The 14,574-nt window shown below is 66.8% G+C and carries 12 protein-coding genes; 3 read left to right on the top strand and 9 right to left on the bottom strand.

The window, feature by feature from the left end; translation table 11 throughout:
* Positions 1-53: 53 nt before the first annotated feature.
* The 7 genes from LAJ50_RS08840 to LAJ50_RS08810 form a co-directional block, all read right to left on the bottom strand.
* Positions 54-893, bottom strand: coding sequence for an ABC transporter permease subunit (locus LAJ50_RS08840; RefSeq protein WP_224096530.1), 840 nt, complete (start codon positions 891-893; stop codon positions 54-56).
* A complete protein-coding gene (locus LAJ50_RS08835; RefSeq protein WP_138651154.1) occupies positions 890-1,840 on the bottom strand; it encodes an ABC transporter permease subunit in 951 nt (316 codons plus the stop codon). Before LAJ50_RS08835 ends, LAJ50_RS08840 begins: the two co-directional genes overlap by 4 nt.
* Positions 1,837-2,979 (bottom strand): polyamine ABC transporter ATP-binding protein, encoded by a 1,143-nt coding sequence (gene potA / locus LAJ50_RS08830; protein WP_138651155.1) that lies wholly within the window; start codon positions 2,977-2,979, stop codon positions 1,837-1,839. The genes LAJ50_RS08835 and potA overlap by 4 nt, the downstream gene beginning before the upstream one ends.
* 127 nt (positions 2,980-3,106) lie before the next feature.
* Positions 3,107-4,231: a polyamine ABC transporter substrate-binding protein gene (locus LAJ50_RS08825; RefSeq protein WP_138651156.1), complete on the bottom strand. Its 1,125-nt coding sequence runs from the start codon at positions 4,229-4,231 to the stop codon at positions 3,107-3,109.
* Between the two features lie 109 nt (positions 4,232-4,340).
* Complete coding sequence (locus LAJ50_RS08820; protein WP_138651157.1) at positions 4,341-5,705, bottom strand: aspartate aminotransferase family protein; 1,365 nt, start codon at positions 5,703-5,705, stop codon at positions 4,341-4,343.
* A gap of 172 nt (positions 5,706-5,877) precedes the next feature.
* On the bottom strand, positions 5,878-7,263 hold the full coding sequence (locus tag LAJ50_RS08815; protein WP_130552580.1) for a glutamine synthetase family protein: 1,386 nt from the start codon (positions 7,261-7,263) through the stop codon (positions 5,878-5,880).
* A complete protein-coding gene (locus LAJ50_RS08810; RefSeq protein ID WP_138651158.1) occupies positions 7,260-8,024 on the bottom strand; it encodes a gamma-glutamyl-gamma-aminobutyrate hydrolase family protein in 765 nt (254 codons plus the stop codon). Before LAJ50_RS08810 ends, LAJ50_RS08815 begins: the two co-directional genes overlap by 4 nt.
* Positions 8,025-8,213: 189 nt before the next feature.
* Here LAJ50_RS08810 and LAJ50_RS08805 point away from each other — a divergent pair, with 189 nt between their 5' ends.
* The 3 genes from LAJ50_RS08805 to LAJ50_RS08795 all read left to right on the top strand — a co-directional run bounded on the left by LAJ50_RS08805 (position 8,214) and on the right by LAJ50_RS08795 (position 11,420).
* Positions 8,214-9,578 (top strand): glutamine synthetase family protein, encoded by a 1,365-nt coding sequence (locus LAJ50_RS08805; protein WP_138651159.1) that lies wholly within the window; start codon positions 8,214-8,216, stop codon positions 9,576-9,578.
* Complete coding sequence (locus LAJ50_RS08800; protein ID WP_138651160.1) at positions 9,568-10,863, top strand: FAD-binding oxidoreductase; 1,296 nt, start codon at positions 9,568-9,570, stop codon at positions 10,861-10,863. The genes LAJ50_RS08805 and LAJ50_RS08800 overlap by 11 nt, the downstream gene beginning before the upstream one ends.
* 95 nt (positions 10,864-10,958) lie before the next feature.
* Positions 10,959-11,420 carry a bacteriohemerythrin gene (locus LAJ50_RS08795; RefSeq protein WP_138651161.1) on the top strand — a complete coding sequence of 154 codons (462 nt, stop codon included), beginning with the start codon at positions 10,959-10,961 and terminating at the stop codon, positions 11,418-11,420.
* A 4-nt stretch (positions 11,421-11,424) separates the two neighbouring features.
* Here the strand turns inward: LAJ50_RS08795 and LAJ50_RS08790 are convergent, their stop codons facing one another.
* Together LAJ50_RS08790 and LAJ50_RS08785 are read right to left on the bottom strand one after the other, a co-directional pair.
* Positions 11,425-12,711: an MFS transporter gene (locus LAJ50_RS08790; RefSeq protein ID WP_138651162.1), complete on the bottom strand. Its 1,287-nt coding sequence runs from the start codon at positions 12,709-12,711 to the stop codon at positions 11,425-11,427.
* A 343-nt stretch (positions 12,712-13,054) separates the two neighbouring features.
* Positions 13,055-14,266 (bottom strand): hypothetical protein, encoded by a 1,212-nt coding sequence (locus tag LAJ50_RS08785; RefSeq protein ID WP_224096529.1) that lies wholly within the window; start codon positions 14,264-14,266, stop codon positions 13,055-13,057.
* Between the last annotated feature and the right edge of the window lie 308 nt (positions 14,267-14,574).

The following is a 14,574-nucleotide window of genomic DNA, read 5'->3' as shown; positions in this document are numbered from 1 at the left end:
GCCGTGAAAATGAAACCCCCAGTTCCACTTAGTGTCAACTCCACCTGGCCGCCCTACGCCTGCCGGGCCATCTGCAGTTCGCGCCTGCGCCGCCGCTCGCTGCGCGACATCAGCCACCAGCCGAGGAAGGCGCAGACCGACACGGCCACGATCATCAACGTGGCCAGCGCGTTGATCTTGGGGCTCAGGCCCAGCCGCACCGAGGAGAACACCTTCATCGGCAGCGTGGTCGAACTGGGCCCGGAGACGAAACTGGCGATCACCACATCGTCCAGCGACAGGGTGAAGGCCAGCAGCCAGCCCGAGACCAGCGCCGGGGCGATGATCGGCAGGGTGATCAGGAAGAACACCTTGACCCGGTTGGCGCCCAGGTCCATCGCCGCCTCTTCCAGCGACCGATCCAGTTCGGCCATGCGCGAGGACACCACCACGGTGACGAAGGCCAGCGAGAAGGTGGTGTGCGCGATCCAGATCGAGGCCATGCCCTTGGGCTGGACCTGGAGCACCTCGCCCAGCGAGACGAACATCAGCAGCATCGACAGGCCGATGATCACATCGGGCATCACCAGCGGCGCGGTGATCAGCCCGCCGAACAGCGTCCTGCCCGGGAAGCGGCGCAGGCGCGTCATCGCCAACGCGGCCAGCGTGCCCAGCACCACCGAGGCGGTGGCCGTCCAGAAAGCGATGCGCAGGCTCACCCACGCCGCGTCCAGGATCGAATCGTCGCGCAGCAGTTCGCCATACCACTTGAACGAGAACCCCGCCCAGACCGTGGCCAGGCGCGAACTGTTGAAGCTCCACAGCATCAGCAGCAGCACCGGCAGATAGAGGAACGCGAAGCCGGCGCCGAGCACGACCCACGTGGGCCAGCGCGGGCGGCCGACCGCGCTCACGTCAGCCTGCCTTCGATCTGCCGCTGCTGGACCCGGTTGAAGATCAGAATCGGGATCATCAGCAGCACCAGCATCGCAATGGCCACCGCCGAGGCCAGCGGCCAGTCGCGGTTGGCGAAGAACTCGTTCCACAGCACCCGGCCGATCATCAGCGTGTCCGGGCCGCCGAGCAGTTCGGGAATCACGAACTCGCCCACCGCCGGGATCATCACCAGCATGCAGCCGGCGACGATGCCGGCGCGCGACAGCGGCAGGGTGATGCGCAGGAACGCCTTCCACGGCCGCGCGCCGAGGTCGTAGGCCGCTTCGAGCAGGCGTGGGTCGTGCTTGACCAGGTTGGTGTACAGCGGCAGCACCATGAACGGCAGATAGCAGTAGACGATGCCGATGTAGGCCGCCAGCGGCGTGTACAGGATCTGCCGGCCCTCGATCCAGCCCATCGCCTGCAGCGCATCGATCACGCCGAGCCTCTCCAGCAGCCGCCCGACCGGCCCGCTGCTCTTGAGCAGGCCGATCCAGGCGTAGACGCGGATCAGGAACGAGGTCCACGACGGCAGCACCACCAGCATCATGGCGACGTGGCGCGCGGCCGGCGGCAGTCGCGCGATGGCATGGGCCATCGGGTAGCCCACCAGCAGCGTCAGCAGCGTGGCGATGGCGGCGATCTTCAGCGAACTGAGATAAGCAGCGATATAGCCGTTCTGCAAGGCGCCCAGCTGCAGGTAGTTGGACAGGTTGAGCGTGAGCGCGACCTGCGCGCCGTCCATGTCCAGGATCGGCGTATACGGCGGCATGGCGATGGCCAGCCGCGCGAAGGAGATCTTCAGCACGATCAGGAACGGGACGGCGAAGAACACCAGCATCCACAGGTACGGCAGGCCGATCACGCCCCAGCGTGGTCCGGGCGTCAGTTCGCGCAGCCGCGTCAACCAGGCCGGCGCGCTCATTGGGTCAGCACCACGCCGTCGTTGTCGCCCCACCAGACCCATACCGTGTCGCCCCAGGTCAGGCCCTCGCTGGCCCAGCGCTGCACGTTGGCGAAGTTGGCCATGACCACCAGGCCGCTGGGCAGCCGGACGTGGTAGACCGAATGGCTGCCGAAGTAGGCGATGTCCTCGATCACGCCCTGGGCCTTGTTGTAGGGCTGCGCCGGCGCCTCCTTGGCGATGCCCAGCTTCTCCGGCCGCACGGCGAAGCACACCTGCTGCCCTTCGAAACCGGAGATGCCGTGGCCGACATAAATGTCGGTGTCCAGCTGCGGCGTGCGCAGGGTCACGAACTCGGCCTGGTCCTGGTCGATCACCGCCTCGATCATGTTGACCGAACCGATGAAGCCGGCGGCGAAGCGGCTGGCGGGCTGCTCGTAGATCTCGTCGGGCGTGCCGACCTGGCGGATGCGGCCGGCCTCCATCAGCGCGATGCGCGTGGCCATGGTCATGGCCTCTTCCTGGTCGTGGGTCACCATCACGCAGGTCACGCCGGTCTTCTCGATGATCGACACCAGCTCCAGCTGCATCTGGGTGCGCAATTTTTTGTCCAGCGCGCCCATCGGCTCGTCCAGCAGCAGCAGCTTGGGCCCCTTGGCCAGACAGCGGGCCAGCGCCACGCGCTGCTGCTGACCGCCGGAGAGCTGATGCGGCTTGCGCCCGGCCAGCCCGTTCAACTGCACCAGCGCCAGCATCTCCTCCACGCGCCTGGCGATCTCGGCCCGCGGCCTGCGGTCCTGCTTGAGCCCGAAGGCGATGTTCTGCTCCACCGTCATGTGCGGGAACAGGGCATAGGACTGGAACATCATGTTGATCGGCCGCTCGTAGGGCGGCAGCGCGCCGAGTTCCTGTCCGTCGAGGAAGATCCTGCCGGCGGTCGGCGTCTCGAATCCCCCCAGGCAGCGCAGCAGCGTGGACTTGCCGCTACCCGAGCCGCCCAGCAGGGCGAAGATCTCGCCTTGGCGGATGGACAGGTCGATGTCGTCCACGGCCACCACGCCGTCGAAGGTCTTGCGCACGCCCTCCAGGCGCAGATACCCCTCCGCGCCCGGTCCCGGACCGGGCCCCTGCGCCGCCGCCTGCCGTTCCCCTGCCGCCATGTCGCTCCCTTTCGTCGCTGTCGGCGCCTGCATGACGCGGGCGCCGAGGTGGATGGTGCGGGCGTTCGCTGCCTTGCACGCAGCCGGCGCGGACGCGGGCGGTCCGACGGGCCGCCGGCACCGCCGCCTATCTGCCGCTCTTCAGTTCGGTCCAGAGCCGGGTGTACTGCTTGTCCACGTCCGGCGGGATGATGGCGAAGGTGAACAGCTTGGCCTCCACCTCCGGCGGCGGATAGATCGTCGGATCGGAGGTGATGGCCTTGTCCATCAGCGCCTTGGCCTTGGGTACGGCGTTGGGATAGCTGATGAAGTCCGAGTTGGCCGCCATCACCTTCGGATCGAGCAGGTAGTTGATGTAGGCGTAGGCGTTGTCGACATTCCTGGCGTCCTTGGGAATGGCCAGCATGTCGAACCACAGCGGCGCGCCTTCCTTGGGGATCGAATAGGCGATGTGGACGTTGTTGCCGGCCTCGGCCGCGCGGTCGCGCGCCTGGATCACATCGCCCGACCAGCCCACCACCAGGCAGGTATCGCCATTGGCCAGCGCATCGATGTACGAAGAGGAATGGAACTGGCCGATGTACGGGCGGATGGTCCTGAGCAGCGCGCCAGCCTTGTCGATGACCTGCGGGTCGGTGCTGTTGGGGTCCTGCCCCAGGTAGTTGAGGGCGATGGGGACCAGCTCGGACGGCGTATCCAGGAAGGTCACGCCGCAGTCCTTGAGCTTGGCGATGTTCTCCGGCTTGAACACCAGGTCCCAGCTGTTGGTGACATCGGTGGTACCGAAGATGGCCTTGACCTTGTCCACGTTGTAGCCGATGCCGGTGGTGCCCCACATGTAGGGCACGGCGTACTGGTTGCCGGGATCCTGCTTGGCGATCTTCTGCATCATCTGCGGATCGAGATTGGCCAGGTTCGGGATCCTGGCCTTGTCCAGCGGCTGGAACACGCCGGCCTGGATCTGGCGCCCGAGGAAGTTGAGCGTGGGCACTACCACGTCGTAGCCGCTGGAACCGGCCAGCAGCTTGGCCTCCAGCACCTCGTTGCCGTCGAACACGTCGTAGGTCACCGAGATGCCGGTGGCCTTCTCGAAGTTGGCGTTGGTATCCGGGGCGATGTAGTCGGACCAGTTGTAGACGTTGACGTTCTTGGACTTGGCGCCGGCCTCACCCGACGGCGCCGCGTCGCCGCCCCCACCGCACGCGGCCAGGCTGGCCACCGCCATCGTCACTCCGAACATTCTCAACTTCATCGCATCTCTCCAGGCTGGTCCGCCGGGGCGGTCGTGGGTCGGGAAGTGCACTGCATGGTCGCGTGCCGCGGGCGCCCGCCGGCGCCTGCGCGGCGGGCGTGCGCCCTGCTCAGATGCCAAGCGCCGTGGCGGTGTCCTCCAATGCCTTCCAGGCCTTGTCGAACAGCTCGTCCACCTGCGCGCGGTCGATCACCAGCGGCGGAGAAAGCAGCATCGCATCATGGGTGGCGCGCAGGATGAGCCCATGGCGCAACGCGTTGTCGCGACACAGCGCCCCCACTCTACCGCGCTCGTCGAACCTTGTGCGCCTGCCCTTGTGCGGGACCAGCTCGAGGGCGCCCATCAGGCCCACGATGCGCGCCTGGCCGACCAGCCGGTGCTCGCCCAGCTGCGCCCAGCGCTGGGCCAGATACGGCGCGATCTCGTCGCGCGCGGTCTCGACGATCCGTTCCTCCTGCAGGATGCGCAGGTTCTCCAGGGCCACCGCCGCGCACACCGGATGGCCCGAGTAGGTGGCCCCGTGCGCCAGCTCGCCGCCCTGCGCCTTGAGCACGCCGGCCACGCGGTCGCCGAACATGGCCGCGCCCAGCGGGATGTAGCCGGAGGTGATGCCCTTGGCGATGGTCATCACGTCGGGACGGAAGCCGAAGGTCTGCGCGCCGAACCATTCCCCGGTGCGGCCGAAACCGCAGATCACCTCGTCGGCCACCAGCAACACGTCGTACTGACGGCAGATGCGCTCGATTTCCGGCCAGTAGGTGCGCGGCGGGATGTACACGCCGATCGCGCCCATCACCGGCTCGCCGATGAAGGCCGCCACGCGCTCGGGCCCCAGCTCGAGGATCTTGTCCTCCAGCCGGCGCGCGGCGAGCAGGCCGTACTCGTCCTCGGACAGCTCGCCGCCATCGAAGAACCAGAACGGCGGATCGATGTGGACGATGTCCGGGATCGGCAGGCCACCCTGCCCGTGCATGCCCTTCATCCCGCCCAGGCTGGCGCCGGCCACGGTGGTGCCGTGGTAGCCGTCGTGGCGGCCGATGAAGATGGTCTTGCGCGGCTGGTCCTGCACCGCCCAGAAGTGCCGCACCAGGCGCAGGATGGTGTCGTTGGCCTCGGAGCCGGAGTTGACGAAGAAGGCGTGGTCCAGGTCGTGCGGCGTCAGCTCGGCCAGCTTGGCGGCCAAGCGGATGGTCGGCTCGGTGGTGCACTGGAAGAAGCTGTTGTAGTAGGCCAGCTGCTCCATCTGCCGCGCGGCGGCCCGGCCCAGCTCGGCGCGGCCATAGCCGATGTTGACGCACCACAGCCCGGCGAAGGCGTCGAGCAGCTTGTTGCCCTGCGCATCCCAGACATAGCAGCCCTCGCCCCGGGTCAGGATGCGCGTGCCCCTGGCGGCCAGCGCGGCGTTGTCGTTGAACGGATGCAGGTGGTGGGCGGCATCGAGGTCCTGCAGGAGGCGGGTGTCATGGGGGTCCATCGGTGCTTGTCTCTCGCTTGTTGCGCGTTGGTTGCTGCCCTTGCTTTCGCTTCTGTTCTCGGCTTTCGATGGCTACAGGCTCCGCCGTTTCCCGCGTTCGCGGGACCGACGATAAAAGGATTGCCAGCGGCGCTCGAAGGACCGGTCCACAGCGCCGTTGCACAACAAGTGCCTAAACATTCAACAGCAGGAACTCCCGCTCCCACGAACTGATCACCCGGAAGAAGGTCTCGTACTCCTTGCGCTTGACCGAGATGTAGGCGCGCACGAAGCGCTCGCCCAGCAGCGCGCGCAGCGGCGCACAGCCCTCCAGTTCGTCCAGCGCCTCGCCCAGCGAGCGCGGCAGCTCGAAGCCGATGTCCTGCGCGCTGCTGGCCAGCGGTCTGGTCGGCTGCAGCTTCTCCTGCAGCCCCAGCAGGCCGCAGGCCAGGGTCGCGGCCATCGCCAGGTACGGATTGGCGTCGGAGCCGGCGAAGCGGCTCTCCACGCGGGTGTTCTCCAGGCTGTCCTTGGGCACGCGCAGGCCGCAGGTGCGGTTGTCGTAGCCCCACTGCACGTTGATCGGCGCGACCTGGCCGATGGCCAGGCGCCGGTAGGAATTCACGTTGGGCGCGAAGAAGGCCATGGTCATCGGCGCGTATTTCTGCAACCCGCCCATGTAATGCAGGAAGGTCTTGCGCTCCTTGCCCACCTCTTTGCCGGCGAACACGTTGGCGCCGGTCCTGCGATCCAGCAGGCTCTGGTGGATGTGCATGGCGCTGCCGGGCTCGTTCTCCATCGGCTTGGCCAGGAAGGTGGCGTAGATCCCATGGCGCAGCGCGGCCTCGCGCATGGTGCGCTTGAACAGGAAGACCTGATCGGCGCGGCTGAGCGCGTCGGCGTGGGTGAAGTTGACCTCCAGCTGCGCCGCGCCGGATTCGTGGATCAGCGTGTCCACGTCCAGCTCCATCGCGTCGCAGTAGTCGTACATCAGGTCCAGGATCGGGTCGAATTCATTGACCGCATCGATCGAATACGACTGGCGCGCGGTCTCCGGCCGGCCCGAGCGCCCGGCCGGCGGCAGCAGCGGGAAGTCCGGGTCGGTGTTCTTCTGCACCAGGAAGAACTCCAGCTCCGGCGCCACCACCGGCTGCAGGCCGGCCTCCTCGTAGGCCTTGAGCACGCGCCGCAGCACGTTGCGCGGGGCCAGGTCGTGCGGCTCGCCGTCCTTGGTCCAGCAGTCGTGGATGACCTGCGCGGTGGGATCGGCCGCCCACGGCACCATGCGCACCGTGCCCGGGTCCGGGCGCAGGAACATGTCCGAGTCCGAGGGACTGGTCAGTTCGTAATAGTCGTCCGGATAGTCGCCGGTGACGGTGGTGGCGAAGATGCCCTCGGGCAGGCGCGTGCCGTAGTCGTGGCTGAACTTGTCGGCCGGGATGATCTTGCCGCGCGCGATGCCGGTGATGTCCGGCACCAGGCACTCGACCTCGGTGATGCGCCGCTCCTTGAGCCAGCGGCGCAGCGAGTTGTCGGCCGGCTCGGCCGGCGGATCGGATCGGGTCTGGCGGCGGCTCATGCGAAGGCCGCCTCCTGGCGGCGGGCGGCACGGGCGCGGCAGGCATGGCCGAAGGTGCGGAAGATGGCGGCGTAGAACGGGTGCTCGGTGACCCGCCACTCCGGATGCCACTGCACGCCGAGCAGGAAGCTCTCGCCCTGGTGGCGGAAGGCCTCGATCAGGCCATCGGGCGCGGTCGCCTCGACCACCAGGCCCTCGGCCAGCCGGCGCACGCCCTGGCCGTGCAGTGAGTTGACCCACGGCGCGTCCTCGCCGAAGGACGCCAGCAGCCCGCCCGGCGCCAGCGTCACCGGATGGGCCGGGCCGTACTGCGCGTCCAGTGGCGCAGTCGTGTCCTCGCGATGGTCCATCAGCCCCGGCACCGCGTGCACCTGCTGGTGCAGTGTGCCGCCCAGGGCGACATTGACCTCCTGGAAGCCGCGGCAGATCGCCAGCACCGGCACGCCGGCCGCCAGCGCCGCACGCACCAGCGGCAGCGTGGTGCCGTCGCGTGCCGCGTCGTGCGGGTTGCCTTCCCAGCTGGGCTCATCGGAATAGTGATGCGGCTCGATGTTGCTGACCGCGCCGGTCAGCAGCAGGCCGTCGACGGTATCCAGCAGCACCTCCACCGGCAGCGCCGGCACCAGCGAGGGCCACAGCAGCGGCACGCAGCCGGCGCCATCGACCACCGCCCGCAGATACTTCTCGCCCACCGTCAGCGAGGGATGCGATCCGATCGGTCTGCGGTCGGTCGGCACACCGACCCGCGGCGGTCTGGCCATGCAGGACAGGCTCCTTTGGCGTGGGGGCAACGTAGCGTGACCGTTTTATTTTTACAACACGCACCCTGCGCACCGGGCATCTCAGCGCTCGTGCAGGCCCGATCCATGCCCGTCGGCGAACGGGGCGTTGAGTATTCTTGACAGCGCGGACGCCTGATAGGCTGTCTGCAACGCCGCAACGAGTCCACCATGACCGCCCTGTCCGACGCCCGCGACGCCGCCACCCTGGCCGCCCTGCCGGACCTGGAGGCCATCGACCTGCTGCTGCCGGACATGAACGGCCTGCTGCGCGGCAAGCGTGTCACGCGCCAGGCGCTGGACAAGGTGTTCGCCGATGGCATCTGCCTGCCGATGTCGCTGATCGCCACCGACATCACCGGCAACACCGTCGAGGAAACCGGCCTGGGCTACGACATCGGCGACGAGGACCGCATCTGCCGGCCCGTGCCCGGCTCCCTGCGGCCGGTGCCGTGGACGCCGCGCCCCACCGCGCAGCTGCTGCTGGCGATGGAAGACGGCGCCGGCGGCCTGTTCGAGGCCAATCCGCGGCAGGTGCTGGGCCGGGTGGCGCAGCGCTTCGCCAACCTCGGCCTGACCCCGGTGGTGGCCATCGAGCTGGAGTTCTACCTGTTCGATCGCCTGCCCGATGTCCACGGCCGCCCGCAGCCGGCGGTCAACCCCAACACCGGCGCACGCAACACGAGCACGCAGGTCTATTCGATGGAGGACCTGGACGACAACCGCGATTTCATCGACGCGGTGGCGGCCGTGTGCCGCGCACAGGACATCCCCGCCGACACGGCCGTGGCCGAGTACGCGCCGGGCCAGTTCGAGATCAACCTCAAGCATCGCGCCGATGCGCTGCAGGCCTGCGACGACGCGGTGATGCTCAAGCGCGCGATCAAGGCCGTGGCCCAGGCCCGAGGCCTGCAGGCCAGCTTCATGGCCAAGCCCTTGGTCGACCAGGCCGGCAGCGGCCTGCACGTGCACGTGAGCCTGCTCGACGCGCAGGGGCGTAATGCCTTCGCCGGCACCGCGCAGGCGCCGGCCGCGGCCCTGCTGCACGCCATCGGCGGCCTGCAGGCCAGCGCGGCCGACACCATGCTGCTGTTCGCCCCGCACGCCAACAGCTACCGCCGCTACGTGCCCAACGCCTTCGTCCCGCTGGGCCGCAGCTGGGGCTACAACAACCGCACCGTGGCCATGCGCATCCCGCACAGCGATGCGGCCAACACGCGCATCGAGCACCGCATCGCCGGCGCCGACGCCAATGTCTACCTAGCCTGCGCCGCGGTGCTGGCCGGGATGCTGCACGGGCTGGACCAGCGGCTCGATCCCGGCCCGCCGATCGTCGGCAATGCCTATGCCCAGACCGAGCAGCACAGCCCGCACTGGCGGGGTTCGATCGAGGATTTCCTGGGCAGCGCCTTCATCGCCGAACATTTCGGCGAACGCTTCCGCCACATCTACGGCCAGCAGAAACGCAAGGAGCAGCGCAGCTTCGACACCCAGGTCACCGACCTGGACTACGCCTGGTACCTGCGTGCGGTCTGAGCCCGGCACGCCCGGCGCCTCCCCCGACAGCTGGTACGCGGCCAGCACCACGCCCCTGCCCGCCCAGCCCGCGCTCGAAGGGCGCGTGGACTGCGATGTCTGCATCCTCGGCGCCGGCTACACCGGCCTGGCCGCCGCGCTGGAGCTGGCCGAGGCCGGCCATCGCGTCGTGGTGCTGGAGGCGCAGCGGATCGGCTGGGGCGCCTCGGGCCGCAACGGCGGCCAGGCCATCGTCGGGTTCGGCTGCGGCGAGGAGAAGCTCGAGGCACTGGTGGGCCTGGAGGATGCGCGGCGCATGTTCGATCTGTCGCGCGAAGGCCTGGCCTGGCTGCACGCGCGCCTGGACCGGCACGGCATCCAGGCGCACTGGCGTCCCGGCCATGCGACCGTGCCGCTGAAAGCCCGCCAGCAACGCGAGGTGCGGGCCATGGTCGAGCGCTTCCACACCCACTACGACCATCCGGTGCAGTGGTGGGACCGCAACCGCCTGCGCGACACCCTGGCCAGCGAGCGCTACCTGGGCGCGCTCTACGATCCGATCAGCGGTCACCTGCATCCGCTGGCCTATGCGCTGGGCCTGGGGCGCGCGGCCCTGGACGCTGGCGTGCGCATCTTCGAGACCAGCGCGGTGATTCGCCTGCGGCGCGGCGCGCGACCGGTATTCGAGACCGCGCGCGGGCAGGTGCACTGCGACTTCGGCGTGCTCGCCGGCAACGCCCTGCTGCACGGCATCGCCCCGGAACTCGAGGCGCGGATCATGCCGGTCGGCACCTACATCGCCGCCACCGCCCCGCTGGGCGAGGAACGCGCCCGCGCGCTGATCGGCAACGACATGGCCGTGGCCGACACCGCCTGGGCGCTGGACTACTATCGCCTCAGCCACGACCACCGCCTGCTGTTCGGCGGACGCGCCAGTTACTCCGGGCGCCCCCCGCGCGATCTCACGGCGATCATGTGTCGGCGCATCGCCGGGGTGTTCCCGCAGCTGGGCGAAGTGGCACTGGACCACGTCTGGGGCGGCCTGGTGGACATCTCGCGCAACCGCGCCCCGCACTGGGGCCGCCTGCAGCCCAACCTGTACTTCGCGCAGGGCTTCTCCGGCCACGGCGTGGTCGCCACCGGCCTGGCCGGCAGGCTGATCGCCGAGGCCATCGCCGGCCAGTCCGCCCGCCTGGACCTGTTCGCCAAAATCCGGCACGCGCCCTTCCCCGGCGGCCAGGCGCTGCGCACGCCGCTGCTGGTGGCGGCGATGAGCTGGTACAAGCTGCGCGACGCGCTGTGGTGACCGCCCGACATTGACTGCGATCAATGCCGCCCTGGGCGGCCGGTGCGAGCCTGCGGGCATGGGGCCTTGAGGCCCGCAACCGCATGGGGCACGCGATGGCACTTCTGATCTGGCAGGACGATCTGGACACCGGCATCGGGGTGATCGACCAGCAGCACCGACGCATCGTCGAGATGATCAACACCCTGCACCAGACCCAACAGCAAGGCCAGCGGCTGGCCGTGGGCGAGGTGATCGCCGAACTGGTGGATTACACCCTCTCGCACTTCGCCTTCGAAGAGGAGCTGATGGAGGAAGCCGGCTATCCCTTCTGCGCCGCGCACAAGCGGGTGCACGAGGTGTTCACCCGCCGGGTCAGCGAGTACCGCCTGCGCTTCGAGGCGGGCGAGGACGTGACCGAGGAACTCAAGCAGATGCTGGCGCGCTGGCTGTTCAACCACATCCGCAGCGACGACAAGGCCTATTCGGAGACCGTGCGCCGGCACCTGGACCAGTTCAGCCGCCACCACCAGCAGGGCGGCTGGCTGGCGCGCACGGTGACGCGCCTGTTCCGCTGACGGCCTACAGCGTGACGCTGGCGTGGCGGCGGACCGCCAGCAGGGCCAGGATGGTGATCAGCGCCGCGCCACTGAGGTAGAAGCCCACCGACTGCACGCCGTACTTGCCGGCCAGCCAGGTCGCCACGTACGGCGCCGGCGCGGCGCCCAGCACGCTGGCCAGGTTGAAGGACAGCGACGAGCCCGTATAGCGCACCTCGGTCGGATAGACCTCCGACAGCAGCGTGCCGACCGGGCCGTAGGTCCAGCCCATCACGAACAGGCCCAGGCACAGGAACACCAGGACGAAGGCCGGGTGCCCGGCGGTGAACAGCGCCGGGAACACCAGCCCGAACAGCAGGATGCCCACGCTGGCCACCATCATCGCGTGGCGCGCCGAGGTGCGGTCGCCGAACTTGGCCGAGATCGGGATGCCCGCGGCGAAGAACAGCATGCCCACCATCTGCATCAGCAGAAACTCCTGCTTGGAATACCCCAGCGTGACGGTACCGTAGCCCAGCGCGAACACGGTCATCAGATAGAACAACACGAAGGTCGCCAGCGCCCCCAGCGTGCCCAGCACCAACGGCCCCAGATGCTTGGAGAACACCGCACGGAACGGCACGCGCAGACGCTCGTTGCGCTCGATCGCCTGCTGGAAGGCCGGCGTCTCGCGGATCGACAGGCGCACCCACAGGCCGATCAGCACCAGCAGCGCCGAGGCCAGGAACGGCACGCGCCAGCCCCAGGCCAGGAACTGCTCCGGCGACAGCAGCGCGCCCATGATCAGGAAGGTCGAGGCCGACAGCAGGAAGCCCAGCGGCGCGCCCAGCTGCGGGAACATCCCGTACCAGCCGCGCTTGCCCGGCGGCGCGTTCTCGGTGGCCAGCAGTACCGCCCCGCCCCACTCGCCGCCCAGGCCGATGCCCTGGCCGAAGCGGCACAGCGTCAGCAGCACCGGCGCCAGCAGGCCGACGCTGTGGTAGCTGGGCAGCAGGCCGATCACCACCGTGGAGATGCCCATGGTCAGCAGCGCCGCCACCAGCGTGGCCTTGCGGCCGATGCGGTCGCCGAAATGGCCGAACAGCGCCGAGCCGAACGGCCGCGCCACGAACGCCACCGCAAAGGTCGCCAGCGACGCCAGCCGCGCAGCGGACTGATCGCCCTGCGGGAAGAACAGCGTGGGGAACACCAGCACCGCGGCGGTGGCGTAGATGTAGAAATCGAAGAATTCGATCGTGGTGCCCATCAGGCTGGCCAGCAGGACGCGGGCCGGAGAGTTGACGGGCGGGGCGGCGGTGGTCGAGGACATCTTCAGGTCGCGTTCCGGAACAAAAGCCGGCGGATTCTGTCATGTTTGACCGAGGGTCGGTGGAGACGGTTGCGCCTGAGACGATTCGCGAGGACGAGATGAGCCAAATGTTATGGATTGCCCAAGTCTTCCCTAATCTCATGGTCATAGGAAATGCTACGGCCCAAGAATATGGCGCCGACTGTGTCATAGGCATCCTTTTCTTGACCTGTTAGCACTTCGCGGGCGGCCATTCAGCTACGCGTAGCGAATCATTTAATCAATATGGCCTTAGGTGCCGACCAGATCAGGTTAATAAAGCCCAGTCAAGCAACATGGCAGCACATCATTCAACACCCATTCGCTACTGTTGCAAGCCGGACTCAGTTCTTTTTCTGACTTCAGCTATTAATTTCAGATCGTCAACAGGACAGAACTTAACGGTGCCCCCAGAATAATCATAGCGCACTACGTCGATTATCCCATTAGCACGCAACAGCTGAAATATCCCAGGAGCCCCGCCACCACTCTCACTTGCGATCTTTATAGCATCCTGTGTAAGAGATTTCGCAGTTACCAGGCCAGTCTTATTACCGCCGACACTTAACCACTCAAAGTCTGCAAAAGCTCCATTATCAGTGATGTAGGTACTCATGTGTATATCTGACCTTAATTCCTCCCCTGGCGGCAGGAAGTGAGGGGCTCGACATCCGGATCTAAGTTGAAAATTCGCATCATAAAGCCTTCCACAAGCACAGAAATTCGCTACGCAAGCACAAATTACGGCGATCTGGCCCAATTTACGATTTGACACGTAGGACTTCATTTTTTCGTGCTTAGAGATAGTATTCGGATCTGGCGCCCACGCCTGATAGCGCCCCGCCGTTGAGAGCATAGTGGAGATGCAGGATACCGCGGCAATGTTACGTTGGGCGCACGCAACCTCCGGATTACTTAGTTTGCCGCTCCAAGATGAGGCATTTGCACTTGTTCTGCTCGTAGCAGACATCATGTGCGAAGCAACACACTTGAGCACGCGTGTTGTTTGATATGCATGCCCCGTCAGAGCAAATGCCATCTGGGTCGTGACGCCGTAGGAGTCACGGTCATAACGTTGTATTACAGTGCCTGAGAAATCGGTCAGCAGACGTGTGCTGCCCAGCAAGTCGCTCAAGAAATAGGCACGACCGCTGCGCGCATGACGCTGGTCGATGCCGGCCCCCGCCAGGATCGGATTAACCGTGGTGCCCTGCGTCTCCTGGACCACGTCCAGCCCGTCGTAGAGGTGATTGGTGGTGGCCCCACCCTCGGTTTTGGCGATGCGCCGTCCCAATGCGTCATAGCTGAAACTGGCGATGACCGTGCTGCCGGACTTGATCTGGATCAGCCGGTCGCGATCGTCACAGATGTAGGTTCGGCTGCCGTCGCTGATCAGGTTGCCGTTGCTGTTGTAGCCGAGGGCGACGTTGTTAGCCTTGGTCCGGCGGTTGTTGTCTGTTGGTACTGGCCGCAGGAAGCGACTGCGGGGCGTGCGTGCCGGTCTGGGCCACCAGCTGGCCGCTGCCGTCTTAGCCACAGCCCAGGCTGCCCAGCGCCGTCTGCCCGGACTTGCCACAAATTGTCGTACTTCCAGCCCAGCGCATCGGAGATGCTATAAAACCCTGTTGTGACTTAGTCGAGACCATAAATAACCAGAAAATTAAATGGATCACTTACCTCGCGGATACAGCCCAAGCACTTCCAGGATTCTAAATGCCGGAGCCAAAACAAGATATACGACCAGGGGAGAGTAGATAAAGATAGCGGACATCGAAATTAAATCCAGATAGGCTGGATGTCTATTAATAAGCCAATCCCTCGTTGAAAAGACAAAAACAGTAATTC

The sequence above is a fragment of the Pseudoxanthomonas sp. X-1 genome (genome assembly GCF_020042665.1).
Taxonomy (GTDB): Bacteria; Pseudomonadota; Gammaproteobacteria; order Xanthomonadales; family Xanthomonadaceae; genus Pseudoxanthomonas_A; species Pseudoxanthomonas_A spadix_A.
The sequence above is the reverse complement of the archived record's forward strand: the minus strand, read 5'-3'. Positions and strand labels throughout refer to the sequence as shown.